At 66.5% G+C, this 26,528-nt stretch carries 24 protein-coding genes; 12 read left to right on the top strand and 12 right to left on the bottom strand.

All coding sequences use genetic code 11. The features are described from left to right. The first annotated feature begins 77 nt into the window (after positions 1–77). The 4 genes from ACO056_RS02250 to ACO056_RS02235 all read left to right on the top strand — a co-directional run bounded on the left by ACO056_RS02250 (position 78) and on the right by ACO056_RS02235 (position 5,884). Positions 78–1,685: an NAD(P)/FAD-dependent oxidoreductase gene (locus ACO056_RS02250; RefSeq protein WP_421851206.1), complete on the top strand. Its 1,608-nt coding sequence runs from the start codon at positions 78–80 to the stop codon at positions 1,683–1,685. Positions 1,686–1,732: 47 nt separating this feature from the next. Next, a complete protein-coding gene (locus ACO056_RS02245) occupies positions 1,733–2,146 on the top strand; it encodes a GtrA family protein (RefSeq protein ID WP_421851203.1) in 414 nt (137 codons plus the stop codon). After that, positions 2,146–3,945: a hypothetical protein gene (locus tag ACO056_RS02240; RefSeq protein ID WP_421851200.1), complete on the top strand. Its 1,800-nt coding sequence runs from the start codon at positions 2,146–2,148 to the stop codon at positions 3,943–3,945. Before ACO056_RS02245 ends, ACO056_RS02240 begins: the two co-directional genes overlap by 1 nt. A gap of 94 nt (positions 3,946–4,039) precedes the next feature. Beyond that, positions 4,040–5,884 (top strand): hypothetical protein, encoded by a 1,845-nt coding sequence (locus ACO056_RS02235; RefSeq protein WP_421851197.1) that lies wholly within the window; start codon positions 4,040–4,042, stop codon positions 5,882–5,884. A 6-nt stretch (positions 5,885–5,890) separates the two neighbouring features. Here ACO056_RS02235 and xth read toward each other — a convergent pair whose 3' ends face one another. Genes xth through ACO056_RS02220 form a run of 3 tightly spaced genes read right to left on the bottom strand, consistent with a single transcriptional unit; the run spans position 5,891 to position 7,497 of the window. Then, entirely contained in the window at positions 5,891–6,670 is a 780-nt protein-coding gene (gene xth / locus ACO056_RS02230) for an exodeoxyribonuclease III (protein WP_421855255.1), read from the bottom strand. Between the two features lie 2 nt (positions 6,671–6,672). Further along, the gene (locus tag ACO056_RS02225) at positions 6,673–7,029 is read right to left on the bottom strand and encodes a HesB/IscA family protein (RefSeq protein WP_421851194.1); all 357 of its coding nucleotides are present in this window, start codon (positions 7,027–7,029) and stop codon (positions 6,673–6,675) included. Positions 7,030–7,065: 36 nt separating this feature from the next. Beyond that, positions 7,066–7,497 carry a CBS domain-containing protein gene (locus ACO056_RS02220; RefSeq protein ID WP_421851191.1) on the bottom strand — a complete coding sequence of 144 codons (432 nt, stop codon included), beginning with the start codon at positions 7,495–7,497 and terminating at the stop codon, positions 7,066–7,068. 142 nt (positions 7,498–7,639) lie between these two features. Here ACO056_RS02220 and ACO056_RS02215 point away from each other — a divergent pair, with 142 nt between their 5' ends. Further along, positions 7,640–7,951, top strand: coding sequence for a hypothetical protein (locus ACO056_RS02215; protein WP_421851188.1), 312 nt, complete (start codon positions 7,640–7,642; stop codon positions 7,949–7,951). A gap of 3 nt (positions 7,952–7,954) precedes the next feature. Here the strand turns inward: ACO056_RS02215 and ACO056_RS02210 are convergent, their stop codons facing one another. From ACO056_RS02210 to ACO056_RS02190, 5 genes are all read right to left on the bottom strand, one after another. Then, on the bottom strand, positions 7,955–8,332 hold the full coding sequence (locus tag ACO056_RS02210; RefSeq protein ID WP_421851185.1) for a (2Fe-2S) ferredoxin domain-containing protein: 378 nt from the start codon (positions 8,330–8,332) through the stop codon (positions 7,955–7,957). Next, positions 8,317–8,745: an acyl-CoA thioesterase gene (locus tag ACO056_RS02205; RefSeq protein WP_421851182.1), complete on the bottom strand. Its 429-nt coding sequence runs from the start codon at positions 8,743–8,745 to the stop codon at positions 8,317–8,319. Before ACO056_RS02205 ends, ACO056_RS02210 begins: the two co-directional genes overlap by 16 nt. A gap of 32 nt (positions 8,746–8,777) precedes the next feature. Next, a complete protein-coding gene (locus ACO056_RS02200; protein WP_421851179.1) occupies positions 8,778–9,293 on the bottom strand; it encodes a DUF2497 domain-containing protein in 516 nt (171 codons plus the stop codon). 91 nt (positions 9,294–9,384) lie between these two features. Further along, positions 9,385–10,797, bottom strand: coding sequence for a TolC family outer membrane protein (locus ACO056_RS02195; RefSeq protein WP_421851176.1), 1,413 nt, complete (start codon positions 10,795–10,797; stop codon positions 9,385–9,387). Between the two features lie 77 nt (positions 10,798–10,874). Further along, positions 10,875–11,480: a protein-L-isoaspartate O-methyltransferase family protein gene (locus ACO056_RS02190; RefSeq protein WP_421851173.1), complete on the bottom strand. Its 606-nt coding sequence runs from the start codon at positions 11,478–11,480 to the stop codon at positions 10,875–10,877. Between the two features lie 237 nt (positions 11,481–11,717). On the opposite strand from ACO056_RS02190, the gene ACO056_RS02185 reads away from it, so the two are divergent. The 3 genes from ACO056_RS02185 to ACO056_RS02175 all read left to right on the top strand — a co-directional run bounded on the left by ACO056_RS02185 (position 11,718) and on the right by ACO056_RS02175 (position 16,067). Next, positions 11,718–13,232: a fumarate hydratase gene (locus tag ACO056_RS02185; RefSeq protein ID WP_421851170.1), complete on the top strand. Its 1,515-nt coding sequence runs from the start codon at positions 11,718–11,720 to the stop codon at positions 13,230–13,232. Positions 13,233–13,359: 127 nt separating this feature from the next. Next, positions 13,360–15,315: a histidine kinase gene (locus tag ACO056_RS02180; protein WP_421851168.1), complete on the top strand. Its 1,956-nt coding sequence runs from the start codon at positions 13,360–13,362 to the stop codon at positions 15,313–15,315. Between the two features lie 20 nt (positions 15,316–15,335). After that, positions 15,336–16,067 carry a LytR/AlgR family response regulator transcription factor gene (locus ACO056_RS02175; RefSeq protein WP_421851165.1) on the top strand — a complete coding sequence of 244 codons (732 nt, stop codon included), beginning with the start codon at positions 15,336–15,338 and terminating at the stop codon, positions 16,065–16,067. Positions 16,068–16,074: 7 nt separating this feature from the next. On the opposite strand, the gene ACO056_RS02170 is transcribed toward ACO056_RS02175, so the two are convergent. Further along, positions 16,075–16,797 (bottom strand): hypothetical protein, encoded by a 723-nt coding sequence (locus tag ACO056_RS02170; RefSeq protein WP_421851162.1) that lies wholly within the window; start codon positions 16,795–16,797, stop codon positions 16,075–16,077. 13 nt (positions 16,798–16,810) lie between these two features. After that, positions 16,811–18,319, bottom strand: coding sequence for a YifB family Mg chelatase-like AAA ATPase (locus ACO056_RS02165; RefSeq protein WP_421851159.1), 1,509 nt, complete (start codon positions 18,317–18,319; stop codon positions 16,811–16,813). Between the two features lie 155 nt (positions 18,320–18,474). Here ACO056_RS02165 and ACO056_RS02160 point away from each other — a divergent pair, with 155 nt between their 5' ends. Further along, positions 18,475–19,167 (top strand): hypothetical protein, encoded by a 693-nt coding sequence (locus ACO056_RS02160; RefSeq protein ID WP_421851156.1) that lies wholly within the window; start codon positions 18,475–18,477, stop codon positions 19,165–19,167. A gap of 7 nt (positions 19,168–19,174) precedes the next feature. Here ACO056_RS02160 and polA read toward each other — a convergent pair whose 3' ends face one another. Beyond that, positions 19,175–22,018, bottom strand: coding sequence for a DNA polymerase I (gene polA / locus ACO056_RS02155; protein ID WP_421851153.1), 2,844 nt, complete (start codon positions 22,016–22,018; stop codon positions 19,175–19,177). Positions 22,019–22,307: 289 nt separating this feature from the next. Between polA and ACO056_RS02150 the strand changes: the two genes are divergently transcribed. Then, the gene (locus tag ACO056_RS02150; RefSeq protein ID WP_421851151.1) at positions 22,308–22,502 is read left to right on the top strand and encodes a hypothetical protein; all 195 of its coding nucleotides are present in this window, start codon (positions 22,308–22,310) and stop codon (positions 22,500–22,502) included. 137 nt (positions 22,503–22,639) lie between these two features. Here the strand turns inward: ACO056_RS02150 and ACO056_RS02145 are convergent, their stop codons facing one another. Further along, a complete protein-coding gene (locus ACO056_RS02145; RefSeq protein ID WP_421851149.1) occupies positions 22,640–23,596 on the bottom strand; it encodes a serine hydrolase in 957 nt (318 codons plus the stop codon). A 241-nt stretch (positions 23,597–23,837) separates the two neighbouring features. Here ACO056_RS02145 and ACO056_RS02140 point away from each other — a divergent pair, with 241 nt between their 5' ends. Both ACO056_RS02140 and ACO056_RS02135 read left to right on the top strand, forming a co-directional pair. Then, positions 23,838–25,211, top strand: a complete 1,374-nt coding sequence (locus tag ACO056_RS02140) for a phosphotransferase (RefSeq protein WP_421851146.1) — start codon at positions 23,838–23,840, stop codon at positions 25,209–25,211. Further along, positions 25,208–26,509 (top strand): acyl-CoA dehydrogenase family protein, encoded by a 1,302-nt coding sequence (locus tag ACO056_RS02135; RefSeq protein ID WP_421851143.1) that lies wholly within the window; start codon positions 25,208–25,210, stop codon positions 26,507–26,509. Before ACO056_RS02140 ends, ACO056_RS02135 begins: the two co-directional genes overlap by 4 nt. Positions 26,510–26,528: the final 19 nt, after the last annotated feature.

The raw sequence follows: 26,528 nt of genomic DNA, 5'->3' as shown, positions 1-26,528 counted from the left end.
GCGCAATGTTAACTGTCTCTTAGCCATTTTCGTTCACTTCCGTTGCCAAGGCATGAACGCTTGAGCGGGAGCTAGCGATGGGTAACGGTTTCACGGGTCTGCAGGGGGAAAGCAGCGAGTACCAGGTCGATGTTGCGATCATCGGCGCGGGACCTGCAGGGCTGACCGCCGGTTACCTGTTGTCGAAGAAGGGCCTCAAGGTCGCTATCATCGAGAAGGACACGCGCTACGTTGGCGGCATCAGCCGCACGGTGGAGCACGAGGGATACCGCTTCGATATCGGCGGCCACCGTTTCTTCTCGAAGTCGCAGCAAGTCGTCGATCTTTGGAACGAAATCCTGCCCGACGACTTCATCCAGCGTCCGCGCATGAGCCGCATCTATTACGAGGGCAAGTTCTACTCCTATCCGCTGCGCGCCTTCGAAGCGCTGCGCAACCTCGGCATCTGGCGTTCGACAACCTGCATGGCGAGCTATGGCTGGACGAAGCTGTTCCCGATCAAGGACGTGAAGAGCTTCGAGGACTGGACCAGCAACCAGTTCGGCAAGAAGCTCTATTCGATCTTCTTCAAGACCTACACCGAGAAGGTCTGGGGCATGCCCTGCAACGAAATGAGCGCCGACTGGGCAGCGCAGCGCATCAAGGGCCTCTCGCTCGGCGCTGCAGTGTTCGATGGCCTCAAGCGCAGTCTCGGGCTCAACAAGCGCCCGAATGACGGCATGCAGACCAAGACCCTGCTCGAAACCTTCCGTTATCCGCGGCAGGGCCCGGGCATGATGTGGGAAGCGGCGCGTGACAAGATCGTCGCTGCCGGCAGCCATGTGCTGATGGGCCATGCAATGAAGCAGCTTGCCAGCGATGGTCAGGGCGGTTGGCGCCTTTCGGCGACGCGCGCCGAAGATGGCGGCGAGACGGTGATCCGCGCCCGCCATGCGATCAGCTCCGCGCCGATGCGTGAACTTGCCGCGCGCCTCCATCCGCTGCCCCAGTCGACGCTGGAAGCGAGCCGCCTCAAGTACCGCGACTTCCTCACCGTGGCGCTCAAGATCCAATCCGAGGACCTGTTCCCCGACAACTGGATCTACATCCACGACAGCAAGGTGCGCGTTGGCCGCGTGCAGAACTTCCGCTCATGGTCGCCCGAAATGGTGCCCGATGAGAGCGTCGCCTGCGTCGGTCTCGAATACTTCTGCTTCGAGGGCGACGACCTCTGGGCCTCGAGCGACGAGGACCTGATCAAGCTCGCAACGAAGGAAATGGACATCCTCGGCCTTGTCGATCCCGCCAAGGTGATCGGCGGCGCGGTCGTTCGTCAGGAAAAGGCCTATCCGGTCTACGATGACGAATATGCCGCGAATGTCGCCGCGATGCGCCACGAGCTCGAAGCCAGCCACCCGACGCTGCATCTGGTCGGTCGCAACGGCATGCACCGCTACAACAACCAGGACCACGCGATGATGACCGCTATGCTCACGGTCGAGAACATCGTGGCAGGCGCGCGCGTCTACGACATCTGGTGCGTGAACGAGGATGCCGAGTACCACGAGGCCGGCGACGAGGGTGCGCAGGCCGCGATCCCGGCTCGCTCGGTCACCGAGGACCAGGCCGCTGCGCTCGCTTCGGTGCGCGATGTGCCCACCCGTATCGTGGCCGACGAAGCCAGCTCGGACCGCGCCGCGGCCTGAGCCCCACTTTCGCCCGTCCGTGATACCGCGCTGAACAGGATCAGGCCGTGACCGTGCTCCAACTCGCCCCGCTCAACCGGCTCCGGCAGATCGTGCTGGTGCGCTACATCCTCGCCAGCGTCGGCGCGCTGGCGGTGGATATGGGCACGTTTCTTGCGCTGCTCACCGCCGGGGTTCCGCCGGTCACAGCCTCGGCGATGGGGTACGGCATCGGCATCATGGTCCACTGGATCCTGTCGAGCCGGAAGGTCTTTGCCGAGCAAGTCGCATCAGGCGGGAAGGAACGCACCCGTCAGAAGGCGATGTTCGTCGTCTCGGCGCTGATCGGCCTTGGCGTGACGACCCTGATCGTCGGCGGGGCGAGTGCTGCGGGGCTTGATCCGCGCATCGCCAAGCTCTGCGCGATCGTCGTCAGCTTTGCGGTGACCTGGCTCCTGCGCAAGCGCGTGGTGTTCCGCTGATGGCAACACTTTACCCGTCCGGCGCGGAACGGCCGGTCGGGGCCGCTCCAAGCGGCAGCTCTGCCAGGTCCGCATGGCGGCCTGTGCTGCTGAGCTGGATCTTTCTTGCCGCAGCCCTGATCGCGCTCAAGGCGCCGCAGATCGCGGCCATGCAGTTCGGCGATCCGGATGATGCGCTCCGGCTGGTGCAGGTGCGCGATCTGTTGGGCGGCCAATCATGGTTCGATCTCCACCAATACCGCGTCGCCGCGCCCGAGGGTGTGGCGATGCACTGGTCGCGGCTGGTCGATGTGCCGATCGCGGCGATGATCCTGCTGCTGCGCCCGCTGCTCGGCTCCCACGGCGCCGAGCTTTCGGCGCTTGTCGCGGTCCCGCTGCTGACGCTGCTTTGCGCGCTCACGCTCGTCGGCCGCCTTGCCCTGCGCTATTTCGACCGCGAAGTGGCTCTGCTGGCTTGCCTCAGCTTCGCGCTCGCGATCCCGGTGATGTGGCAGTTCACGCCGCTGCGGATCGATCATCATGCCTGGCAGATCGTGCTCGCGCTCGCGGCGCTGACGGGCCTGCACGCTGCGAAGGCCCGCACTGGCGGGCGCGTGATCGGTCTTGCCCTTGCCGTTTCCCTGTCAATCTCCATCGAAGGTCTGCCGCTCGCCGCGGTCTTCCTTGCCGTCTGCGGGCTCAGGGATTTGCGTGCCCCGGCGGCGCGGTTCGCCTGGCTCCGGGAAGCGACCGCCGCGCTCGCCGCCGGATCGCTGGTGCTGTTTGTGGCGACGCGCGGCATCGCGGATCTGGCATCGCATTGCGATCAGGTCTCGCCGGTCCACCTCGCCATGTTCGCTTGGACCGCCGCTGGCGTGGCCGTGCTGCACCAAGCCACGCCGCGCCGCGCCATGATTTCGCTGGCGGGACTTGGCCTGATCGGTGCAGGCGCGCTCACTATCCTGCTCGGCGCCGCGCCGCAGTGCCGGGGCGGCGGCTTTGCTGCGCTCGATCCGCTGGTCCTGCGCTTCTGGCTGCCCTCGGTCGCCGAGGGCATGCCGTTCTGGCACGCCCGCCCGCATCTCGCTGCGGTGATCGTGGCGGGGCCGCTGATCGGCCTTTATGGCGCATGGCGGCTGTGGCGCGAGGCGGAGCCGGCCGCGCAGCGTGCCGTATGGGGCGATCATCTGCTGGTGCTGGCCGGTGCCTGGCTGATCGGTATGATGGTAGCGCGGGCTTCAGCGACAGCGCTGGTCTTCGCCGCGGTTCCTGCTGCCGCGCAGGTCGCCTGCTGGATCGAGAAGCTGCGCAAGGCTTCGTTCGTCCGGCGCCTTGCCGGGTATACCGGAATGGCTGCGCTGCTCGTGCCGGGTATTCCCGTGGCTGTGGCTGCCAGCCTCGTCGCACCCTCTCATGACAGCGCGCAGACGGGCGCCGCCTCGTGCCATTTCGATCAGGCCGCCGCAGCGCTCGACCGCCTCGCGCCGACCGACATTCTGGTTCCGCTCGACATGGGGCCGGACATCCTCGTGCGCACGCATCAGCGGGTGGTGGCAACCGGCCATCACCGCGGGTCTGCTGCCATGCACGATGTCATCGCCGCCTTTCTCGCGCCTGCGCCGCAAGCGCGCGCGATCATGCAGGCGCGCCATGCAACCATGGTGATGATCTGCCCCGCCGTCTCGCGCCATTCGGTCTACGCCCAGGCCGCGCCGGACGGGCTGATGGCGCGGCTTGTGGCAAACCGGCCGCCCGAGTGGCTTGCGCCGGTTGATCTTGCTCCGGGCTCGGGCTTGCAGTTCTGGCGGGTGGTGCAATGAGCGCGCTGCTTCGCCCGAAGCTGCACCCAGGCCCGGCCGCAGCGCGTTTCTCTGCGAGAAATCCTCATCCTTTCAGCATGTTGGAATTTGGCTGATGGCTTCGTTGTTCGTTCAAGATGATCAGGTCGGCGCCAAGGCCCCTTCCGTGAGCGATCCCGCCCGGAGTGCGCGGCTGCGCGTGCTGGTAACCTGGGCGATGCTTGCGGTGACGATGATCCTCGTCAACTTCAAGCTCATCGCAATGATGCGCTTTGGCGATCCTGACGATGCGCTGCGCCTGCTGCAGGTGCGCGATCTGCTCGCCGGCCAATCTTGGTTCGATGTCCATCAATACCGCGTTGCCGCGCCCGAAGGGGTGCCGATGCACTGGTCGCGGCTGGTCGATATTCCGATCGCGGGCATGATCCTGCTGCTACGCCCCTTGCTCGGTACGGCGAGCGCCGAACTGGTGACGGCGGTGCTGGTTCCGCTGCTGACCCTGCTGTGCGCGATGGCGCTGCTGGGCCGCCTTGCCGCGCGTTGGTTCAATGATGAAGTGGTCAGCCTTTCCGGCCTGATGTTCGGGCTTTCGCCTCCGGTCCTATGCCAGTTTACGCCGCTGCGGATCGACCACCATGGCTGGCAGATCGTACTCGCGCTCGCGGCGCTGAGCGGGCTTCATGCCAAGGATCCCCGGCGCGGCGCGCTGGTGATCGGCCTTGCGCTGGCCGCACTGCTGGCGATCTCGATCGAGGGGCTGCCGCTTACCACGCTGTTTCTCGGCATTTGCGCGCTTCGCGGCCTGCGCAATCCGGCCAGCCGTTTCGACTGGTTCGCGGGCGCTACCGGCAGCCTGGCGATTGGCAGCGTAGCAATTTTCCTCGGTACGCGCGGGACATACGATCTCGTCACGCATTGCGATGCGATCTCGCCGGTGCATCTGGCGATGCTGGGCTGGATCGCGGCGGGCGCTGCTGTGCTGCGCCTTGCCGCGCCGCGCAGCCTGCCCGGCCAGATCGGCGCGCTCGCCCTGATCGGCGCGGGTGCGGGTGTGATCCTGTTCGGCGCTGCACCCGAATGCCGCGGCGGCGCATTCGTGATGCTCGATCCGCTGGTCAAGCGCTACTGGTACGATTCGGTGCAGGAGGGCATGCCCTTCTGGCATACGTCGGCGCCGCTCGCGGCGGCGATCCTTGCCGGGCCGCTTGTCGGCATCATCGGTACGTTGTGGCAGTGGCGCGGTGCACGCGATGCGCAGGCCCGGATGCTCTGGTTCGATCACCTCCTGCTGCTGACCGGCGCCTGGCTGATCGGGCTGGTCGTCGCGCGGGCATCCGCCACGGCGCTGGTCTTTGCCGCCGTGCCTGCTGCCGCGTTGATCCTGCAGGGGGTCTACTATTTGCGCTCGGTGCCGATCCTGCCGCGCCTTGGCGGCTATGCCGTGGTGATCTCGTTGCTCGTTCCCGGGCTCCCGGTGGTCCTGGCAATGGCAGCAGCGGCTCCGCTCTCGGCCAACCCGTCGAGCGGCAAGCTCGAAAAGTCGGTCTCCGGCGTCACGCTCGGCGCGCTGTCGATTTCGCAATGCCGCTATGATGTGGCCGGCCGCGCGCTCGACCGGCTGCCTGCCGTCGATATCTTCGCCCCGCTGGATATCGGACCGGACCTTATCGTCAGATCACACGACCGCGTAGTCGCGACCGGGCACCACCGGGGTGCGGCAGGAATGCACGATGTGATCGCCGCGTTCATGTCGCCTGCCGCAGAAGCGCATGCCCTGATTCGCAAGCGCCATGTCGCGCTGGTTGCGGTCTGCCCTGATATCTATGAGCCCTCGGTCTATGCCGCACGCGCGCCGGGCGGGTTGATGGCTGATCTGCTCAAGGATCACCCGCCGCAGTGGCTCCAGCCGGTCGACATCGCGCCGGGATCGCACATCAAGTTCTGGCGTGTGGTGAACTGAGCCTGGTCAGGCCGGCTCGCGCAAGGTCACCCAGATCGGCGCGTGGTCGCTGGCCTTCTCGCGTCCACGATAGGCCTTATCGACCCCCGCGCCGACCAGCCGGTCGGCCAGTTCGGGTGAAAGCAGCGCGTGATCGATGCGGAAGCCATGATCGCGCTGCCAGGCACCGGCCTGATAGTCCCAGAAGGTCCAGAGCCCGCCACGCGGGTGGTGGAGATCGAGCGCGTCGGTCCACCCGTCGTTGAGCAGGCGGCGGTAGGCATCGCGCGATTCGGGCTGCATCAGTGCATCGCTTGCCATCGCGCGGGTGTCCCACACGTCCTTGTCTTCGGGGATCACGTTGTAATCACCGATCACCAGCGCGGGAACTTCCTCTGCCGTGATCGAGGCCATGCGGGCGCGCAGGCGCTCCATCCAGCGCAGCTTGTAATCGAACTTCGGACCCGGCTGCGGATTGCCATTGGGAAGGTAGATGCACACGACGCGCAGGCCGAACACATCGGCTTCGAGGTAGCGCGAATGCTCGTCCTCCGGCTCTCCGGCGAGCCCGCGCTGCACTTCGACCGGCTTCGTGCCATCTGCCAGAATGGCAACGCCGTTGAAGCCCTTCTGGCCATGCCAGATCGCGTGATAGCCGATCTTCTCGAACTCGGCGGCGGGGAAGTCGGCGTCCTGGGTCTTGATTTCCTGCAGGCAGGCGACTGCGGGGCGGGTTTCCTCCAGCCATTCCAGCAGGCGGGGAAGCCGTGCCTTGATCCCGTTGATGTTGAACGAGGCTACCTTGATCGTCACACCGAAAAGCTCGCGCCGCAGCCGCAGCCCGAAGCTGCTTGCGGGTTGGTGACGCGGAAGGCCGCGCCGCCGAGCGATTCGACATACTCCACCGTCGCGCCCGCGATCAGCTCCAGGCTCATCGGATCAACGAGGAGGCGCACGCCATCGGTCTCGCTCACCAGATCGTCGGCCTCGGGTTCATTCCCCATTTCGAACTTGTATTGAAAGCCCGAACAGCCACCGCCTTCAACGGCAAGGCGCAGCACCGCCGGGCGGTTCTGCTTGGCAGCAATCGCGGCGATGCGTGCCGCTGCGCTGGGGGCGAGCGTGACGCCGCCGGACAGTGCGGAATCCTGAGTGAGCGTGGTCATGGCCTCAAGATAGGCCGCCGAGGCGGCCTGCTCAAGTCACGCCGACTGGATATATTCCCTGAGCGCCTCGGCCTCGGCTTCGATCCGGTCGATGCGGAACTTCACGAGGTCCCCGATCGAGACGAAGCCGACCATCTTTCCGGCATCCAGCACCGGCAAATGGCGAATACGGCGGCGGGTCATCAGGGCGAGGGCTTCGAGCGCGCTGTTCTCGGGGCCGACCGAGATGACCGGCGCTGTCATCACATCGCGCACGCGCATCTGCAGCGCCGCAGCGCCATGCAGCTTAAGCGCATAGAGCACATCGCGTTCGGAGAAGATTCCGGCCACCTCGTTTCCGGCATCGGTTACCGGCAGGGCCCCGATCCGGCGCGTAGCGAGCGTTTCAACAGCGTCGGCAACGAGGTCGTCGGCATGGCAGTGCCATACCTCTCCCGAACGGCCGGCGATCAGCAGTGCGATCGACATGGCATACTCCTTCCCCCCTTTTCGGGAGGTCCCGCTTCTCCGGCAAGTCGTTCCAATGCTTGCCGATTCGCCGATAATGCCACCAAAGGGCAGGCGGGGAAAGCAATTGCCTTGGCCCGGCAGGCGGCGCATGAAAGCGCGCATGACCAACCCCGTGCGCCCTTCGCCGCTCGACGATCCGGACTATGCCAGCTTCGCCTGGGGGCGCTACTTCCGGGTGATGCGCTGGATGGGCGTCCTGACGCTCGTGGTCATGGCGGCGGCCGCTTCCTACTTGTACGAAGCGGTCGGTCTCGTCTCGATCCATCTCTACATCGCGGCGATGCTGGGCATTGGCTTCACGATGATGCTGATGGCCGCGCTGATGGGGCTGGTCTTCCTCTCGAGCGGCACCGGGCACGACGAGGCGGTGGACAACGGCCTCGAACAGCACATCGAGGATTGGTGGAAATGAAAGTTACTCGGGCGGCGTGAGGCGGTAGTCCTCAACCGGCACTCCGCCAATCACATGTTCCTGAATGATCCGCTCCAGCACTGCGGGCGTGCACGAGTGGTACCAGACGTTGTCCGGATAGACGAGCGCGACCGGCCCTGCGGCGCAGACGCGCAGGCAGCCAACCTTGTTGCGCAGAACCCCTTGCGACCCGCCCAGCTTGAGCTCGCCCAGCCGCTTCTTGAGGAAGTTCCAAGCTTCATCGCCCGTTTCGCGCGGCGCGCACTTGTCCTTTTCGGGCCCGGCGCAGAGCAGGATATGGCGCTGCGGAGCGAAGCCGCCGAGGCCCGCGACGGCCTGCCGCGCCAACGTGATCTCGTCAGGCTTCACCGGATCAACCATGCATCGAGCCTTTCGCGTAATGCGGGGTCGATCGGCTGCGGCCGCTCGCCATCGGTGAACACGATGGTGACATGCGCGGTCGCGACCGGGCGGCTCTCCTGGAGCAACAGTTGCCTGAGGCTCCAGCTGCTGGTCCCGCCGGGCAGCACGCCGACGCGGCATTCAAGGCCCGCCGGGTAATAGGCCTGCGCGAGGTAGTCGATCGTGACATTGGCGACCATGAAGCGCGCGCCATCGGTGTTGCGCGGAAAGCCGGCCGCCGTGATGAAGCGCAGGCGCGCATCCTCGAACACCGCGGCCATCGCCACGTTGTTGATGTGTCCGTTGGGATCGAGATCGGCAAACCGCGTGGTGACGGCGTTGCCAAAGGGGTAGCGCGCAGGATCGAGCAGCGCGGGATCAGGTCTGGCCATCGCGCCGCCCTAGCATGCAAAAGCGGGCGGGATCAGCCCTTCTTGCCAACGATGCGCGCGATTTCCGCTGCCACGAGCTTTTCGACCATCGGCGGCAGATTGCGATCGAGCCATTCGGCCAGCGCCGGGCGCAGCATTTCGCGCACCAGGCTTTCGAGCGAGGTTTCGCCCGACCGGACGATCTGCGGCGCAGCGCCCGGGGTGGACAGCATCGCCAGCGCAGCGAGCGAATCGCGCATCGAGGCGGTGGCTTCGTCCGCCAGAAGGGGCGCTTCCTCATCCTCGTCGAGATCGGCGGGACGAGTGCGGTCTTCGTTCAGGATCTGCGCAGCCACTTCACTGAGATCGAGAACGTCAGACGGAAACGATGCCGGGCGGCCTTCACTGCGCGGTGCAGGCCGCGCGGCAACACGAGGGGCAGGTGCGGTATCTGCGGCGGCGTCCCGGCGGCCACGCTCACGCGCCGCGTCGGCACGATTGTCGCGCGCGATCACCTTCTTGATCGATTCGAGGATTTCCTCGACGGAAGGTTCCGAAGCCTGACGCATGCTTATCCCCACACAATCCATCCCGGCGCACCGGGCACTCCATGCCGAACCGACCTGACCGAATCAGGTGCCCCCGGTCGGCCCCGTACCATCAAGGCACAGGTTGTGCAGGAATTGTTGCAGTTTGTGCCGGTGTGTCAACCGTGCGGGTGGCCTTGGGCGGCGACGGCGCGTCCAGCGCCCAGTCGAACACCCGGCCCCGCACGCGGCGGTAATTGACCTCGGGATCGTAGAGCGTGGCCGGATCGAAGCCCAGATCGCTGGCCTGCGCCCGGCCCATCGCGGCAAGCAGATTGAACGAGGCGACGTAGGCGTTGCGCCGCGCCGCCACGAGCCCGACCTGCGCGCGCAGCAGTTCCTGCTCGGCATCGAGAATGTTGAGAATGGTGCGATTGCCCACCGTATTTTCCGCGCGCACACCTTCAAGGCTCAGCGCCGCGGCATCGACCGCGGTCTGGTTGAGGGTGATCACATCGTTCGCCGCGCGCCACTGGGTATAGGCCGAACGGACATTGGCGATGACCTGCCGCTCTGCGCTGATTTCCTGTTCCTGCGCGGCACTTGCCGTGGCCTGCGCCTGGCGCTGGCGCGCGGCGGGCAAGCCGCCCTGGAAGAGCGGAATCGAAATGCGCGCGCCGGCTTGCGCGGTCGTCTGGCTTTGTACGAAGCCTCGGCTCGCGCTGCCGCCCAGCGAGTTGAAATAGGTCGAATATTCGCCCGAGCTGTAGAGCGAAACCGTCGGCAGGCGGCCCGCGCCCGCAGCCTTGGCATCGAACCCGGCCGCCTTGCTGCGTTGGTGGGCGGCTTCGAGATCCGGATTGTTGTCGAGCGCGACCTGCACCGCTTCCTCGGGGCTTGCGGGGAGCCCGGCCAGCGGCGGCGGCGGCTGGAGATCGGCCGGCACTTGCCCGACGACCTGCACATAGCGCTCACGGCTCGCGACGAGCGCCGCCTCGGCGTTGCGCAGATCGGCGCGCGCAAGGGCCAGGCGCGAATTGGACTGCGCCACGTCGGTGCGGGTGACGTCGCCGATCTCGAAGCGGTCGCTGGTGGCCTTGAGGTTGACCTCGAGCACTTGCACGTTGTTGCGGTTGAGCCCGACGGTTGCGGCATCGCGGATCACGTCCATGTAGGCCGCGACGACCTGGCTGAACACGCCCGCCTCGGTCCCTTTCAGGCTTGCCTCGCCAGCCTCGACCCGGATCTTCGCGGCGGCGAGCGAATTCTTCACGGCGCCGCCCGAATAGATCGGCACATTGAGCTGGGGATCGACTGACAGCAGCCGCTGGGGCGCGATGAAGCTGTTGGGCCCCTGCTTGAGGAACTCGGTGTACGTTGCCGTGCCGTTCAGGCTGGGCAGGCCCGGTGCGCGGGCGATCGGCACGCCTTCATCGGTCGCGCGCAAGTTCGCGCGCGCGGCGGCGAGATCGGGGTTGCTTGCATAGGCGGCGGCAAGCGCGTCCTGAAGATCGTCGGCATGAACCGGAGTGGCGGCAGCGGCCATGGCAAGCGCCGCAAGCGCGGAACCGGCCCGCAGCCGACGTATCAGGGGCCAACAGGCCGTGGAACGAATCATGAGGTTCAGAAGCTCCACTTCGGGCGGGCCGCGAAGGCGGCGAGCGGCGCAAAGTCGGCCTCGGCCAGCACGGTGACTGCAAGCGTGCCGGCCACCTTGCGGCCAAGCGCCAGCCGGGTCACGCCCCGCTCGATCACGCCGGTAACGATGCAGCCGTCCGGCGCGACGAGCTCGGCGAGCGCAGCGGGCATGTCCTCGATGGCGCCATCCACCAGCACCAGCGTGTGCGCACCGGCCTTGGCCCAGTCACCCGTGGCGGCGACCAGCGTCACTTTGCCGCCGAGCCTTTCGGCGAGCGCGGCGAGATATCCACCGGGGTTGCCGATTACGAGCACGCTGTCGTCAGTCGCAGGTTCCGCGGCAGTGAGCATCTGGCCATACGTCAACGCAGGGGAGAGCACCGCGCCATCGCCCAGCGCGACAGCGCGATCGGCATAGGCCACTGCGCGGCGCGCTTCCGGCACGAAGTCCTCACGCGGCACGGCGAGGAAGGCGGCAAGAATGGCCGGATCGTTGATGCCGCTCACGCGCAGCTGGCTGTCGATCATCGCGCGGCGTGCGGCTTCGCTGCCGGCATCTGCCACCTTCACGCGTTCTTCCACTACCGTCATGAATTCCCTCATTTGTGGAGCCGGACTGCGAGGCCGGGCAAACCGGCGCAATCCCGACTGTGGGCCGCGGCTTGCGCTGCAACCATATCCTTCCAAGCCCTTAGAATATCGTCCCCGGCGCGCCAAGCGCTTTGCATGACGCTGGTCGATGGCTAAACGGCAGTTCATCGATTGCGCCCGCGCGCCGCGGGCAGAAACCAGCGGAAGGACCCGGCGATGCCAGGGATGACAACGACGATGACAACGATCCGGGAGGAAGACCTCATCGAGAGCGTGGCCGACGCGCTGCAATATATCAGCTATTTCCACCCGATGGACTATATCCGCGCGCTGGGTGAAGCCTACGAGGCGGAGCAAGGGCCTGCCGCGAAAGACGCGATCGCCCAGATCCTGACGAACAGCCGCATGTGCGCTGAAGGCCACCGGCCGATCTGCCAGGACACCGGGATCGTCAATGTCATTGTGAAGTGGGGCCAGGATTGTCGGCTGGAAAGCGACAAGAGCCTGCAGGACGTCGTCGATGAAGGCGTGCGCCGTGCCTATCTCGATCCGGACAACAAGCTGCGCGCCTCGGTGCTGGCCGATCCCGCTTTCACCCGCCGCAACACGAAGGATAATACCCCCTGCGTTCTCAATGTCGAGATGGTGAAGGGCAATACAGTCTCCGTCGATGTCGCGGCCAAGGGTGGCGGCAGCGAGAACAAGTCGAAGTTCAAGATGATGAACCCCAGCGATTCGATCGTTGACTGGGTGCTGGAAATGCTACCCCAGATGGGCGCGGGCTGGTGCCCGCCGGGCATGCTCGGCATCGGCATCGGCGGCACCGCGGAACATTGCATGCTGCTCGCCAAGAAGGCTCTGATGGAGCCGATCGACATGGCCCAGTTGAAGCAGCGCGGGCCGCAGAACGATATCGAGGCACTGCGCATCGAGATCTTCGACAAGGTCAACGCTCTCGGCATCGGCGCGCAGGGCCTTGGCGGGCTTTCGACCATCCTCGACGTGAAGATCATCGACGCGCCGTGCCACGCGGCGGGCAAGCCGGTGGGCATGATCCCCAATTGCGCCGCCACTCGCCATGCCCACTTCACCCTCGATGGATCGGGCCCCGCTTTCCTCGAGACGCCCAGGCTCGACGAATGGCCCGATGTGCACTGGACGCCCGATGCGGCGGCCAAGCGCGTCAATCTCGATACACTGACGGCGGAGGAAGTGCAGAGCTGGAAGCAGGGCGACCGCCTGCTGCTAAATGGCAAGATGCTCACCGGCCGCGATGCCGCGCACAAGCGCATTGCCGACATGCTGGCCAAGGGCGAGCCGCTGCCGGTCGATTTCAAGGGCCGGGTGATCTACTATGTCGGCCCGGTCGATCCGGTGCGCGAGGAGGTCGTTGGCCCGGCCGGCCCCACCACCGCCACGCGCATGGACAAGTTCTCCGACATGATGCTCAACCTCGGCCTGCTCGCTTCGGTCGGCAAGGCCGAGCGCGGCGTTGCGGCGACCGATTCGATCGCCAAGCACAAGTCCGCCTATCTCATGGCGGTCGGGGGTGCGGCCTATCTCGTCAGCCGGGCGATCAAGCAGTCGAAGGTCGTGGGCTTTGCCGATCTCGGCATGGAGGCGATCTACGAATTCACCGTGGAGGACATGCCGGTGACGGTCGCGGTCGATTCGACCGGGCAGAACGTGCACCAGCTCGCCCCGCTCGTGTGGAAGAAGAAGATTGCGGACGAAGGATTGCTGCCGGCTTGATCGCCGGTAGCACTTCCAAACACTCTCTTCAGCGCGTTTCGTAAACGCCTCGGCGTTCGACCAACCGCCAACCGGGTTCGACCATCCGGCTGGCGCAGGCCGGGCACTTGGGCGTAGAAGCAGCCGAATGGCCACCGTTCCTGCCGATATTGCTGCTGCAAGACCACACGTGCCCGCGCGTGCCGTGTTCCTGTCCGCGGCAGCGCTGTGGCTCACCTATTTCCTGCTGATCACCTTGCGCGGGATCGTGGTCGATCTTGGCGAGTTCAACGAGCTGCTGTGGCGCCGCGCGGTCGTCACGTTGGCGGGCATCGCGATCACGTTGCTGGCCTGGCCGGTGCTGCGCCGGTTCGATGGGCGCAGCAATGGCGTGCGGATCGCCGCAGCGCTGGTCATCATGCTCCCCGCCGCTCTCGCGCTCGCTGCGATCAACCAGCAGTGCTTCGCGCCCGTGGAAAAGAAGCTCATCGAGCGCGAAGCTCGTGCGGCGCAGGCGCAGGCCGAGGCGGCGGCAAAGGCGCTCCGTGCCGGGCAGCCGGCCATACCCGGCGCTGCGCCGGCGGATATGACGATGCCGACCGTGCGTGTCCGGCATGATGTTTCCGGCAATGTGCTGATCGATGTGGCCGATCCGCCGCCGCCCATGCCGCCGCCTGCACCTCTTGCTCCGCCTGCCCCTCCGGCGCCGCCCGCCCCGCCGTCTGCATCCAGGACACCGGCCGCGCCCGCCACGGAAGCCGGCGAGGACCCGGACAGCGATGACGGTAATGGCGGCGAGGCCGTGATCACCGCGCCCGGCGGGGTCTCCATCATCAAGCGCAGCGATGGCTCGGCCGAAGTGCGGATCGGCTCCCGGCGGATCGCTACCGATACCGATCATGCCGATGAACTTGCCGATGAACTGGCCGATGCCCAGCGCGAAGTCGCCGAGGCGCAGCGCGAGATGGAGCGGGCGCAGCGCGACGCGCAGCGCTCGGCCGCGCAGGCACGGCTTGCCGCTATCGATGCCGTACGCTGGAATGTGCTGCGCAGCCTTGCCGATGCGGGGTTGGTCGCGGAAAAGGACGTGCCGCCCGCGCCCGCCGGGCCGGTCGGCGCGGCGGTGAAGGAAGTCCGCGCGCGCGGTGTCAAGGAGCATGAGGCCCGCGCCGCCAAGCCGAAGCCTGTCCGCCACCGTGCGGTGGTCCAGCCCCCGGCCAAGCCTGCGCCGACGCCGACGCCATCACCGGCAGCGAGTGCAACGCCTGCCCCGGCTCCCGTGCAGCCCCCGGCCCCGGCCCCGGCCGCCACGGATGGCGATAGCCAGCTCCACAGCGCGATCATCAGCAAGATGATCGAGGACGAAGGCCTCTGGAAGCAGCTGACCGATGTCGCGCTTGGCCGTTATTTCCTGCTGATCGCCTGGGCCGGGCTCTACATCGCGCTTGGCAATGCCGAGATGGCGCGCGCGTCCGAACGGCGCGAGGGCGAATACAAGCGCGCGGCCAAGGCGGCAGAGCTGCGTTCGCTGCGCTATCAGGTCAATCCGCACTTCCTGTTCAACACGCTCAATTCGCTCTCCGCACTGGTCATGGTCGGCCGCGCCGAACAGGCGGAGAAGATGATCCAGACGATTTCGAGCTTCTATCGCCACAGCCTTGCCGGCGATCCCACGGCAGACGTCCCGCTGGCTGACGAAATCGCGCTGCAGCGGCACTATCTCGAGATCGAGGCGGTGCGGTTTCCGGAACGGCTGGTCTGCGAATTCGATGTGCCGCCGGAGCTGGAGAACGCCTGCGTGCCCGGCATGATCCTTCAGCCGCTGGTCGAAAACTCGATCAAGTACGGCGTTTCGGTCAGCACACGGCCTGTCACCATCCGCATCGCCGCGCAGGAAGCAGGCGGCAAGCTGGTGCTTACGGTCGCGGATGATGGGCCCGGCAAGACGAGCCAGAATGGCGGCACCGGGATCGGGCTCGAAAACGTGCGCAACCGGCTGGCCGCGCGCTTCGGCGATGAGGCGGGCGTGGACAGCGGGGCCTTGCCGGCTGGCGGCTATGCCACCGTGCTCACGATCCCGCTGGTGCGGTCGGGCTGCGATTGAGAATGGGAGCCGGGGGACAGATGCGGACGCTTATCGTCGATGATGAACCGCTCGCGGTGGAGCGCATGCAGATCCTGTGCGCGCGTATCCCGGCGCTCAATGTGGTCGGCACCGCGAGCGACGGCGCGGCGGCGCTGCGCCTGTGCGAGGCGCTGGCGCCGGAACTCGTGCTGCTCGACATGACGATGCCCGAAGTCGATGGCCTCGGCGTCGCGCGGGGCCTTGTGGGGATGTCGCCGCGCCCCGCCGTGATCTTCGTCACCGCGCACGATCACTTTGCGGTCGAGGCGTTCGATTGCGAGGCGGTGGACTACGTGCTCAAGCCCGTCGCGCAGGACCGGCTGGAGCGCGCAGTCGACCGCGCCCTCGCGCGGCGCGACACTGCCGCCCCGGCACTGTCAGAGCCGGCCGTTGAAAGCCCGTGGATCGAGGAATTCTGGGTCCCCCACCGCAGCGAACTGATCCGCATCGCCGCGGGCGACATCGACCGCATCGACGCCGAGCGCGACTATGTGCGCCTGAATGTCGGCACCCGCAGCTACCTGCTGCTCCACACGATCCAGCGGCTGGAAGACCGGCTCGACCCGGAACGCTTCATCCGCCTCCACCGCTCGACCATCGTGCGGCGCGACCGGATTGCGGGGTTGAAGCATGATGGGTTAGGGGTGTGGTCGGCCCAGTTGGCGGACGGCGAATTGCTGCGGATCGGCCGGACATATCTGGCGAAGGCGAAGGCGATGGCGGGCCGCTGAAGCGCGATTATTTGCGATAGACGCCTGAGAATGTCACGTTGACCCCTCCGCAATGGTTCTCGTCATCATTGACGAGGAGGTAGGGGCCGACCAGCCGTAACTGCACCCGGCAGTCATAGCTGTCCTCGGAATTGAACGGGAAGGCGCGCTGCCAGTCCACCCGCTCGGCACCGCTTTCCAGAACGCCGCCCCATGCGCCGCTGGGAACAAAGGCGCCGTCCAACTCGCCATCGTTGATCCCGCCGTTCCTGACGCGCACGGGATCCTTGCTTCCCCATAGTGCGTTACCTGTTACCGCAAGGCGATTGCCACCTCCGATGGCCTTGATCCCGATGTGCGCCTCGGAGTCGCGGGTCCATTCGCCAATCCATGCCGAAAGCGGCGGTGCCGCCTCAGCTGAAACGGGTTCAAGCGAAGCTGTTTCGATCGCACCTGCACTGTGCTGGCCATTCGGCGTGACAAACTCCACGGAGGTGAAGGCCCCGCTCGATCCCCAGGCGAGGAGGACGTCCCCCGGCAGCACGTAGCCCTTCCTGCGGCACCGGTCCGTCAAAGCCGGACAACCTGCAGTTTCCCCCATCCGGTAGAAGAAGCGTTTCGTGCCGGGCTTCACCCGCGCCAGGTGCGCATTGGCCAAGCCGCCAGCCCGGCTTGCCGCGCCGGCCATGGTCGAGCTTCCCATCAAGGTCAGGACCAACACGACGAGAACGGCCGCATTGCGCTTCCTCATGAAACCTCCACCCTTAGGCCCGCGGCGCGATCCGCCGATAGCTGAGCGCTTCGGCGACGTGCACGCGCCCCACCGTATCGGTTCCCGCCAGATCCGCAATCGTGCGCGCCACGCGCAGCATGCGGGTGTAGCCGCGTGCGGAGAGGCGCATGGCTTCTGCCGCTTGTGCCAGCAGCTTGCGGCCCGGTTCATCCGGCGTAGCGTACTGTTCGAGGAGATCACCCTCCAGCTCCGCATTGGTGCGCCGCCCGCTTCCCTCCAGCCGCGCTGTTTGCACGCGGCGCGCTGCGGCCACCCGCGCGGCAACTGCGTCCGATCCCTCCGCCGGCGGGGGCAGGGCGAGATCGGCGGCCGAAACGGGATCGACTTCGACATGCAGATCGATGCGGTCGAGCAGCGGGCCCGAGACCTTGGACTGATAATCCCCCGCGCAGCGCGGCGCGCGGCTGCAGCCCAGCGCCGGATCGCCCAGATGCCCGCAGCGGCAGGGGTTCATTGCGGCGATGAGCTGGACCCGCGCCGGGAACGTCACATGGGCATTGGCGCGCGCGACAGTGACTTCGCCCGTCTCCAGCGGCTGGCGCAGCGAATCGAGCACGGCGCGCTGGAATTCGGGCAGTTCATCAAGGAACAGCACGCCGAGATGCGCAAGGCTGACTTCACCGGGCCGCACCTTCAGCCCGCCCCCTGTCAGCGCTGCCATCGAGGCGGAGTGGTGCGGGCTGCGGAACGGGCGCGCACGGCTGATGCGGCCTTCCTCCAGCAGCCCCGCCACCGAAGCGACCAGCGAGGCCTCAAGCGCCTCGGACGGTGTCAATTCGGGAAGGATGCCCGGCAGGCACGAAGCCATCAGCGATTTGCCCGCACCCGGCGGGCCGATCATCAGGAGGTTGTGCCCGCCCGCCGCCGCGATCTCCAGCGCGCGCTTGGCGGTTTCCTGCCCTTTGACCTGCTTGAGATCGGCCCGGCGCTGGGGCGGGTCCACTTCGCCCGGTTCGGGCACGGGCAGCCGCAGCGTGCCCTTGAGATGGTTGAGCAGGCTGATGAGATCGGGCGCAGCGACGATCTCCACCCCGCTGGCCCAGCGCGCTTCTGCGCCCTGTGCGGCGGGGCAGATCAGCCCTTTCTCGATGCCGCTGGCATGCAGCGCCGCCAGCAGCACGCCAGGGCTGGCGATCACGCGGCCATCGAGCGCGAGTTCGCCGACCGCGACGTATTCCGCGATCGCTTCCAGATCGACCACGCCCATCGCCGCCAGCAGCGCCAGCGCAATGGGCAGATCGTAGTGCGAGCCTTCCTTGGGCAAATCGGCAGGCGAAAGGTTTACGGTGATCCGCTTGGGCGGCAGCGCAAGGCCGAGCGCGGCAAGCGCGGAATGCACCCGCTCACGGCTTTCGCCGACCGCCTTGTCGGGCAGGCCGACGACACGAAAGGCTGGCAGGCCGGGCGCGATCTGGCACTGCACTTCGACGGCTCGCGCTTCCAGCCCCAGATAGGCAACCGTTGATACCAGCGCGACCATACGAACTCCCGGGCAGCGCAGCAGCCTAAGGGCGGGTCTTCGCAGGGGATAGGGGCAGGTCGGCGGTCGCGCCAAATCGGACGCAAAAGGCGTTAAACGCGATTTACCGTGTTTCGCTGGATAAATGGCAAGCTTCGATGGACAATATGTCCATCATGAACCGAATCGCCTGCGCATTGCTGCTCAGCATCGCCGGCGCGGCTCCGCTTGCCGCGCAGCAGGTGGCGACACGTACCTGGGTCGATTCGCACGGGACCAAATGGACCGAGGTGACCACCACGCAGACCGTGGTCGAGGAGCCGCGCAGCCAGCGGATCGCCAGGGCGATTGCCGGACTGCCGCGTTTCGGTCCGTTTGCGGTCGTCGACGCCGGACACGCCGCGCTGGTGGGTGAGGTCGACAGCACTGCCCCGGCTGAGTTCAGGGGCATGCTGCAGGCGCACCCCGGCATCCGCGTGCTCGAATTGGTAGACTGCCCGGGGACGTCCGATGACGGCGCGAACCTCGCGCTCGGCCGGCTGATCCGCAGGCAGGGCCTGACGACTGATGTGCCTTCGGGCGGCTCGGTCCGTTCAGGCGGGGTCGAGATCTTCCTCGCCGGCACCAGCCGCCACGCCGCGCCCGATGCCGAATTCGGCGTCCACGCATGGAAGGACGAAAGCGGCCACCAGCCGGGCGATTTCGCGCCCGATGCCCCGGCCAACAAGATCTACCTCGATTACTACCGTGAAATGGGCCTCAGCGCCGCGAATGCCGAGGGGCTCTACGCGCTGACCAATTCGGTGCCCAACGAGGAAATGCTCTGGCTGCGGACCAAGGATATCAAGCCCTTCGTCCCGATGGAGTGAGCTGGGCTCAGTGCGCCGCGCCCCAGCTTGGGCCGGTGCCGATCTCCACGCCCAGCGGCACGGTGAGCTTGACCGCCGGTTCCGCCGCGCTTGCCATCACGGCCTCGATCACCGGTTTCGCCGCCGCGACATCGGCCTCGGGCAGTTCGAACACCAGTTCGTCGTGTACCTGCAGCAGCATGCGCACGTGTCCCAGCCCCGCGTCGTGCAGCGCCGGCATCATCCGCGCCATCGCGCGCTTGATGATATCGGCGCTAGTGCCCTGAATCGGCGCGTTGATCGCGGCGCGCTCGCTGCCCTGCCGTTCGGCCTGGTTTTTCGAATTGATGCGCGGGAACCACGTCTTGCGGCCAAACAGCGTCTCCGAATAACCCTGCGTGCGCACGTTCTCGAGCGTTTCGTGGATGTAGCGCTGAATGCCGGGGAAGCGCTCGAAGTAGCGGTCGATCATCGCCTGCGCTTCTTCCGCACTCACGCCGAGCCGGCCGGCAAGGCCCCAGCGGCTGATGCCGTAGAGGATCGCGAAGTTGATCGTCTTGGCTCGCCCGCGCGTATCCCGGTCGACCGTGCCGAACAGTTCCATCGCGGTGCGCGAATGGATGTCCTCGCCGCCGGCAAAAGCCTCCTTGAGCGCAGGCACATCAGCCATGTGCGCCGCGAGCCGCAGCTCGATCTGGCTATAGTCCGCCGCCAGCAGAACGTTTCCGGGCTCGGCCACGAAGGCCTCACGGATCTGGCGGCCGATCTCGGTGCGGATCGGGATGTTCTGCAGGTTGGGATCGTTCGAGGATAGCCGCCCCGTCTGCGCGCCCACCAGGCTGTAGCTGGTGTGGACGCGGCCCGTCGCCGGGTTGATCGCGGCTTGCAGTGCATCGGTATAAGTCGATTTGAGCTTCGAGAGCTGGCGCCATTCCAGCACCAGCGTAGCCACCTCGGCCCCTTGTGCGGCAAGGCCTTCGAGCACCGACTGATCGGTGGAATATTGCCCGGTCTTGCCCTTCTTGCCGCCCTTGTAGCCGAGCTTGTCGAACAGGATTTCACCCAGCTGCTTGGGGCTGCCGATGGTGAAGGGCTGGCCGGCCTTTTCGTGGATCACGGTTTCGAGCCGCGCGATGGTCTCGGCAAACTGCGCCGAAAGCGCCGCGAGGCGCTCGCGGTCGACGCGGATGCCGTTGCGCTCCATGCCCGCAACCACCGGCACCAGCGGCCGGTCGACGCGTTCGTAGATGCGCGTGCCGCCCTCTTCGGCAAGACGCGGGGCCAGCAACGCGTGGAGCCGCCAGGTGACCTCGGCGTCCTCGGCGGCATAGCGCGTTGCATCGGCAAGCGGCACTTCGGCGAAGGAAATCGCCTTCTTGCCGGTGCCGCAGACGTCCTTGAAGGCTATCGTCGTGTGGCCGAGCAGGCGCTCCGCCAGCTCGTCCATGCCATGCCCGCCGACGCCCGCCTCGCTGCGTCCCGCATCGAGGCAGAAGCTCATCACCATGGTATCGTCGATGGGTGATACCATCACGCCGTACCGCGCCAGCACGTTGATATCGTACTTGATGTTCTGGCCGATCTTGAGGACGGCGTCGCTTTCAAGCAGCGGCTTCAGCAGCGCCAGCGCTGCGTCGCGCGGGGCCTGCACGGGCGCCTCGGCAAACATGTCGCTGCCGCGGTGACCGAGCGGGATGTAGCAGGCATCGCCTGGCCCCAGCGCGAGACTGACGCCGACCAGATCTGCCTGCATCGCATCGAGCGCGCTGGTCTCGGTATCGACTGCAACCACGCGCGCGGCCATGGCGCGCTTCACCCACTCGGCGATATCGTCCAGCGTCTGCAGGCAGCGATAGCCACTGGTATCGATGGCGGGCCAGGTGGGCAGGCTCTGCCGGGTCTCTGCGGCCCCGCCCGGCGCGGCGGTCGGTGTGCCCGGCGAAGCGGGAGCCTCCGCAGGTGCGGAGCCCAGCTTGCGCAGCAGGCTGGTGAAGCCGTGCTCGCCCAGAAACGCGGCGAGCGGTTCGGGCGGGATCGCGGTCAACTCAAAGGACTCGAGCGGCAGCGGCAGCGAGCAATCCTCCTTGAGCTGCACCAGCTGGCGCGAAAGGCGCGCCATGTCGGCCTGCTCGATCAGGCTGTCGCGCAATTTGCCCGGCTTCATCGCGGGTGCGGCGGCCAGTGCGCCTTCCAGCGTGCCGTGCTCCTGGATCAGCTTCGTCGCCGTCTTGGGCCCGATGCCGCGAATGCCGGGCACGTTGTCGACCGCATCGCCCATCAGCGCCAGCACGTCACCCACGCGCTCAGGTTCGACTCCGAACTTCTCCATGACTTCGGGCAAGTCGATCCGCTGATTCTTCATCGTATCGAGCATGTCGACATAGCCGCCGGCCTCGGTCTTGCGGCCGACCAGCTGCATCAGGTCCTTGTCCGATGAGACAATCGTTACGTTCCAGCCCTGCAAGGCCGCCGCGCGCGCATAGGATGCGATGAGATCGTCGGCTTCGAGGCCCTCTTCCTCGATGCAGGCCAGGCTGAACGCGCGCGTCGCATCGCGGATCAGCGGGAACTGCGGGACAAGGTCCTCGGGCGGCGGCGGCCGGTTCGCCTTGTATTGGTCATAAAGTGCATTGCGGAACGTGATCGAACCCTTGTCGAGGATCACCGCAAGGTGCGTCGGCCCGTCTGCCTTATGGAGGTCTTCCGCGAGCCTCCACAGCATGGTGGTATAGCCATAGACCGCGCCCACCGGCACGCCCGCCGGATTGGTCAGCGGCGGCAGCCGGTGATAGGCGCGGAAGATATAGGCCGAACCGTCGATCAGATAGAGATGACGCTGGGGCGGCGTTGCAGGCTGCGCTGAGGTGTCCATGACCGCCGTGGTAGCGCCTCGACCCCGCCAGCGAAAGCGCCCGATGTTGCGGCGCTGCAGCAATAGGGTGATGATTCATTGCACGCGAATCCCTTCACGAGGCCTTCGGGGGCACGGCAAAAATACTTTATATTCAGATATATAACTGGTCTATGACGGCTTTGCTGCTCCTAAGACTTGCAAGCAGGTGAATTGCCGATTAATTGGGGCGAGAAGTCTACCGCCAGAGTAGGCTTTGCGGCGGGCTGCGGGCCCGGCGCGGTCCACTTCAATCCAGGGATTGTAACGCATGCGCAAGCTCCTCCTCGCCGCAGTCGCCGGCACTGCCTTCGCTCTCGCCGGTTGCTCGGAAAAGGCTCCTGAAGCCCCCGCCACCGAAGCCGCTATGGAATCGACCGACGCTGCTATGGATGCTTCGGCTCCTGCTTCGGAAGACGCTTCGGCTCCGGCTGCTGACGCTTCGAGCGAAGCCGCGAAGATGTAATCAACCCCGCAAGGGTTTGATAGAGATAGAGGGGCGTGATCGCTTTGGCGATCGCGCCCCTTCTCTTTGTGCGGATGGCGCGCGCGGCAAAGGGGAACGCGCAGCGAGCGCGGCAAGCCGTCAGCGTTCCAGGAAAATCAGCGGCGCGCGGTCTCGAAGCTGCTGGGCAGCGGCGGCTGGCTGAACCCGTCGTAGAGCACGCGGGCGATCTGCGCGATCATGCCGGCGTGGGTGGTGTGGCCTTCCGGGCCGGTCACGAAGATGGCCATGGCAAGGTGCCGGCCATCGGGCAGGCGCACGATCCCGACATCATCGGTCACCCCGGCGAGCGTGCCTGTCTTGTGCGCGAAGACCACGCCTTCGGGCAGCCCGCTGCGGATGCGGTTCCGGCCGGTGCTGGTGCGGGTCATGGTATCGAGCAGCACCGCACGGCTTTCGGGGCTCAGTGCGCCGCCGCGATCGATCGCGGCGAGCAGAGAAACCATTGCACGCGGCGTGCTGCTGGTGCGGGTGTCGATCGTGGTCACCGGATTGACCCGGCCATCGTCGCGCACCAGCGTTGCCATGGTGTGATCGAGGTGTTGGCCGGTGATGCCGGTGCGGCTGAGCCAGGCATTGACAGCGCCAATCCCGCCAACTGCAGCGATCAGGCCATCGGTCGCGTTGTTGTTACTGCGCGTGATGGAAAGCTCCATCAAGCTCTGCGCCGACATGACCATGCCGGGGCGGACTGCCGCGACCGCACCGCGCGTATTGGCGGATTCGGCGACGGGCAGCATCATCGGGAACTGCTGGTCGAGCCGCAGCCGGCCCTGCTCCACGCCGGAAAGGTACGTGGCGGCGACGGCAATCTTTGCCGTGCTGGCCATCGGGAACGGCATGTCGCCATTGATCAGGATCTGTCCGCCGCCATCGAGATCAACTGCGGCAACACCGATGCGGCCTCGCCCTTGTGCGACGATGGCAGAGACCTGGCTCTCGATCGCGGCATCGCGCGCGTTCTGCAGGCTGGTGGCGGGACGGGCATCTGCCGGCGCGGCGACAAGCAGCAACGGCGCGGCGCACCACAGCGCAGCTGCGATCCACTTGCTCATTCTCTTGTCAACGGAAGCCATGCCGCCCCTTAGCCCAGAACCCGTTTAGGATCCATTAGCAGCCTAACTGATTGTGATTCCGCCGCAAGTGCCGTCTTGGCAGATGGTCGCGCGTGGCGTGCGGCCTGCCGTACACAGCCTTCGTGCCAACCGGGCGCTGGACATTAACCGCGCGATTAATGATAGTGGCGGACACCAGCGCAAAGCGAATAGCCCGGTCATAAGCGGGCAAGAGGAGCGGATGACAGCAGAGGCGCAGCAAACGCTGGCCAATGGGCTGGCCGAAGGCTTGGCCGAGGGGCTGGCACGCGTAATGACGCGCGCGGGCTGGCCGGGACCGGTCACGGGCCTGCTGCGGCTGTCCGGCGGCGCCAACATGCAGAGCTGGCGCTTCGAAACCGGTGGGGAAGCTTTCGTCCTGCGCCGTGCGCCTTCGGAAGAATGGGTCGCCAATCGCCAACTCGACATGGCCAAGGAAGCCGCGGTGATTCGCTGCGCGCGCGCCGGCGGCGTGCCGGCCCCGGAAGTGGTGGCCGAACTGGTCCCGGATGACGATCTCGGCCTCGGCTTCATCATGCGCTGCGTGCCCGGCTCGCCCGATCCCGATAACGCCTTGTCCTCTCCGCCTGCGCTCCTCGGCGAAATCGCCGCCGCGATGGCGGGGGTCCATGCGCTCGATCCTGCCGCGCTGCCGTTCCTGCCCGTGCTGGAACCCGCCGCCGGGGTCGAAGCGCTCGCGGCGCAATTCGCCGAAGCAGGGGGCGACCGGCCGCCCATCGCGCTTGGTCTGGCGTGGCTGCGCGCCCATCTGCCCGCGCCTGCGCCGCTTGCCGTGCTGCACGGGGATCTGCGGATCGGGAATATCATGGTCGAGGGCGAGCGCCTGTCCGCCGTGCTCGATTGGGAACTCGCCCACCTCGGGGATCCGCACGAGGATCTGGCGTTCGGCTGCATGACGGTCTGGCGCTTTGGCCGCCTCGACAAGCGCGGCTTCGGGCTCGGCCAGGTCGAAGACCTTGCGCGCGCCTACGAAGCCGCTGGTGGCACGAGGTTCGATCCGGCGCGCTTCCGCTTCTGGCTGGTCTACCGCACGGTGTGGTGGGCGCTCTCCGCGCTGTCGATGGGCAGGGGCTGGCGCAGCGGCGCAGACCGCTCGCTCGAACGCGTCGTCGTCGCGCGCCGCGCGGCCGAGCAGGACCTCGATCTCCTGCTGCTGCTCGAAGCGGATGCCCCTGAGGCGGAGCGCGCGCGGCCCTTGCCGCCATCTACTCCGCCGCCCGCGCCGGGTGAAGGCGAGCCCAGCGCCGCCGAAATTCTCACCGCCGTGTCCGAATGGCTGGCTGCCACGGTCAAGCCGCACATGGCCGCCGGGCGCGAGCGGTTCGAGCTGGCGGTGGCGCAAAACGCGCTGGGCATCGTCCGCCGCGAACTCGCTGGCCGCCCCAACCCGCACGACAAGGCGCTGAGCGAGGCAATCCTGGCCGGGCGCACCACCTTGGCCGAACCGGGCCTGCTCGCTGCACTGCGCCGCCGCGCACTCGATACGCTGGCTGCCGACATGCCGAAATACCCTGCGCTCAGTGAAGCGCGCCGCATCTGGGAGAGCACGCAATGAACTTCGATCTGCCGCAGGAGCTTCTCGATTATCTCGCCGAGCTCGATGCCTTCATCGACAGCGAGATCAAGCCGCTCGAGCAGGCGGATGACAACATCCGCTTCTTCGATCACCGCCGCGAATATGCGCGCACCGATTTCGAGAATCAGGGCCTGCCGCGCCACGAATGGGAAGCCCTGCTGATCGAGGCCACTCGCCGCGCCGACGCTGCCGGCCACTGGCGCTTTTCCGCGCCCAAGAAGTACGGCGGCAAGGATGGCAAGAACCTCTGGATGGCAGTGATCCGCGACCACTTCACGCAGAAGGGCCTCGGTCTGCACAATGATCTGCAGAACGAGCATTCGATCGTCGGGAACTTCCCGTTCGTGAACATGTTCGAGCATTTCGGCACGCCCGAGCAGCAGGAGGAATTCATCCTCGGCGGCTTCGCGCGCACCCGCCGCGTCTCGTTCGGGCTTACCGAAGCGCGCCACGGCTCGGACGCGACTCACATGGAAACCCGCGCGGTGCGCGAGACACGGGATGGCGTGCCCGGCTGGCGGATCGACGGTGAGAAGATGTGGATCACCGGCATGCACATCGCCAGTCACTGCGCGGTCTTCGCGCGCACCGAAGGCGAGCCCGGGAATGCGCGCGGCATCACTTGCCTCCTTGTGCCCAACCCTTCGCCGGGGCTGGTGATCGAGGAATACATGTGGACCTTCAACATGCCGACGGACCACCCGCGCCTGTCGCTCACCAATGTCTGGGTACCGGAAAGCGCGATGCTCGGGCCGGAGGGCGGCGGCCTCGCTATCGCGCAGAGCTTCGTTCACCAGAACCGCATCCGGCAGGCCGCCTCATCGCTGGGTGCCGCGACGTTCTGCATCGAGGAATCGGTGCGCTACGCGCGTGAACGCAAGCCCTTCGGCGAGGAGCTGGCGCGCAACCAGGCAATCCAGTTCCCGCTGGTGGAGCTGGCCACCCAGTGCGAGATGCTGCGCCTGCTGATCCGCAAGACAGCGTGGGAAATGGACCGCCTCGAAGCCGAGGAAGGCGGCCACAAGCGCATCGAGCGCGAGCTCTCCGACAAGGTCTCGATGTGCAATTACTGGGCGAACCGGCTCGTCTGCGAAGCGGCGGACCGGGCGATGCAGGTTCACGGCGGCATCGGCTATTCACGCCACAAGCCGTTCGAGCACATCTACCGCCACCACCGCCGCTACCGCATCACCGAGGGCGCGGAGGAAATCCAGATGCGCAAGGTCGGCGCCTACCTGTTCGGCTATCTCGGGCCGCGCAAGGGCATGTTCGGGTAAAAGCAAAGGCGCGAGGAGC

It is taken from the genome of Novosphingobium sp. (assembly GCF_965228995.1).
GTDB lineage: Bacteria > Pseudomonadota > Alphaproteobacteria > Sphingomonadales > Sphingomonadaceae > Novosphingobium.
This window is presented reverse-complemented; position numbering and strand designations above follow the sequence as displayed.

Bases quoted from the DNA above. Each gene is read 5' to 3' on its own strand.
- ACO056_RS02235 (WP_421851197.1), top strand. From the start codon at position 4,040: ATGGCTTCGTTGTTCGTTCAAGATGATCAGGTCGGCGCCAAGGCCCCT.
- ACO056_RS02185 (WP_421851170.1), top strand. From the start codon at position 11,718: ATGACAACGATCCGGGAGGAAGACCTCATCGAGAGCGTGGCCGACGCG.
- ACO056_RS02190 (WP_421851173.1), bottom strand. From the start codon at position 11,480: ATGACGGTAGTGGAAGAACGCGTGAAGGTGGCAGATGCCGGCAGCGAA.
- ACO056_RS02205 (WP_421851182.1), bottom strand. From the start codon at position 8,745: ATGGCCAGACCTGATCCCGCGCTGCTCGATCCTGCGCGCTACCCCTTT.
- ACO056_RS02160 (WP_421851156.1), top strand. From the start codon at position 18,475: ATGAACCGAATCGCCTGCGCATTGCTGCTCAGCATCGCCGGCGCGGCT.
- ACO056_RS02215 (WP_421851188.1), top strand. From the start codon at position 7,640: ATGACCAACCCCGTGCGCCCTTCGCCGCTCGACGATCCGGACTATGCC.
- ACO056_RS02180 (WP_421851168.1), top strand. From the start codon at position 13,360: ATGGCCACCGTTCCTGCCGATATTGCTGCTGCAAGACCACACGTGCCC.
- ACO056_RS02200 (WP_421851179.1), bottom strand. From the start codon at position 9,293: ATGCGTCAGGCTTCGGAACCTTCCGTCGAGGAAATCCTCGAATCGATC.
- ACO056_RS02220 (WP_421851191.1), bottom strand. From the start codon at position 7,497: ATGTCGATCGCACTGCTGATCGCCGGCCGTTCGGGAGAGGTATGGCAC.
- ACO056_RS02210 (WP_421851185.1), bottom strand. From the start codon at position 8,332: ATGGTTGATCCGGTGAAGCCTGACGAGATCACGTTGGCGCGGCAGGCC.
- ACO056_RS02165 (WP_421851159.1), bottom strand. From the start codon at position 18,319: ATGGTCGCGCTGGTATCAACGGTTGCCTATCTGGGGCTGGAAGCGCGA.
- ACO056_RS02145 (WP_421851149.1), bottom strand. From the start codon at position 23,596: ATGAGCAAGTGGATCGCAGCTGCGCTGTGGTGCGCCGCGCCGTTGCTG.
- ACO056_RS02225 (WP_421851194.1), bottom strand. From the start codon at position 7,029: ATGACCACGCTCACTCAGGATTCCGCACTGTCCGGCGGCGTCACGCTC.
- ACO056_RS02135 (WP_421851143.1), top strand. From the start codon at position 25,208: ATGAACTTCGATCTGCCGCAGGAGCTTCTCGATTATCTCGCCGAGCTC.
- ACO056_RS02150 (WP_421851151.1), top strand. From the start codon at position 22,308: ATGCGCAAGCTCCTCCTCGCCGCAGTCGCCGGCACTGCCTTCGCTCTC.
- ACO056_RS02240 (WP_421851200.1), top strand. From the start codon at position 2,146: ATGGCAACACTTTACCCGTCCGGCGCGGAACGGCCGGTCGGGGCCGCT.
- ACO056_RS02250 (WP_421851206.1), top strand. From the start codon at position 78: ATGGGTAACGGTTTCACGGGTCTGCAGGGGGAAAGCAGCGAGTACCAG.
- ACO056_RS02195 (WP_421851176.1), bottom strand. From the start codon at position 10,797: ATGGCCGCTGCCGCCACTCCGGTTCATGCCGACGATCTTCAGGACGCG.
- ACO056_RS02175 (WP_421851165.1), top strand. From the start codon at position 15,336: ATGCGGACGCTTATCGTCGATGATGAACCGCTCGCGGTGGAGCGCATG.
- ACO056_RS02170 (WP_421851162.1), bottom strand. From the start codon at position 16,797: ATGAGGAAGCGCAATGCGGCCGTTCTCGTCGTGTTGGTCCTGACCTTG.
- polA (WP_421851153.1), bottom strand. From the start codon at position 22,018: ATGGACACCTCAGCGCAGCCTGCAACGCCGCCCCAGCGTCATCTCTAT.
- ACO056_RS02140 (WP_421851146.1), top strand. From the start codon at position 23,838: ATGACAGCAGAGGCGCAGCAAACGCTGGCCAATGGGCTGGCCGAAGGC.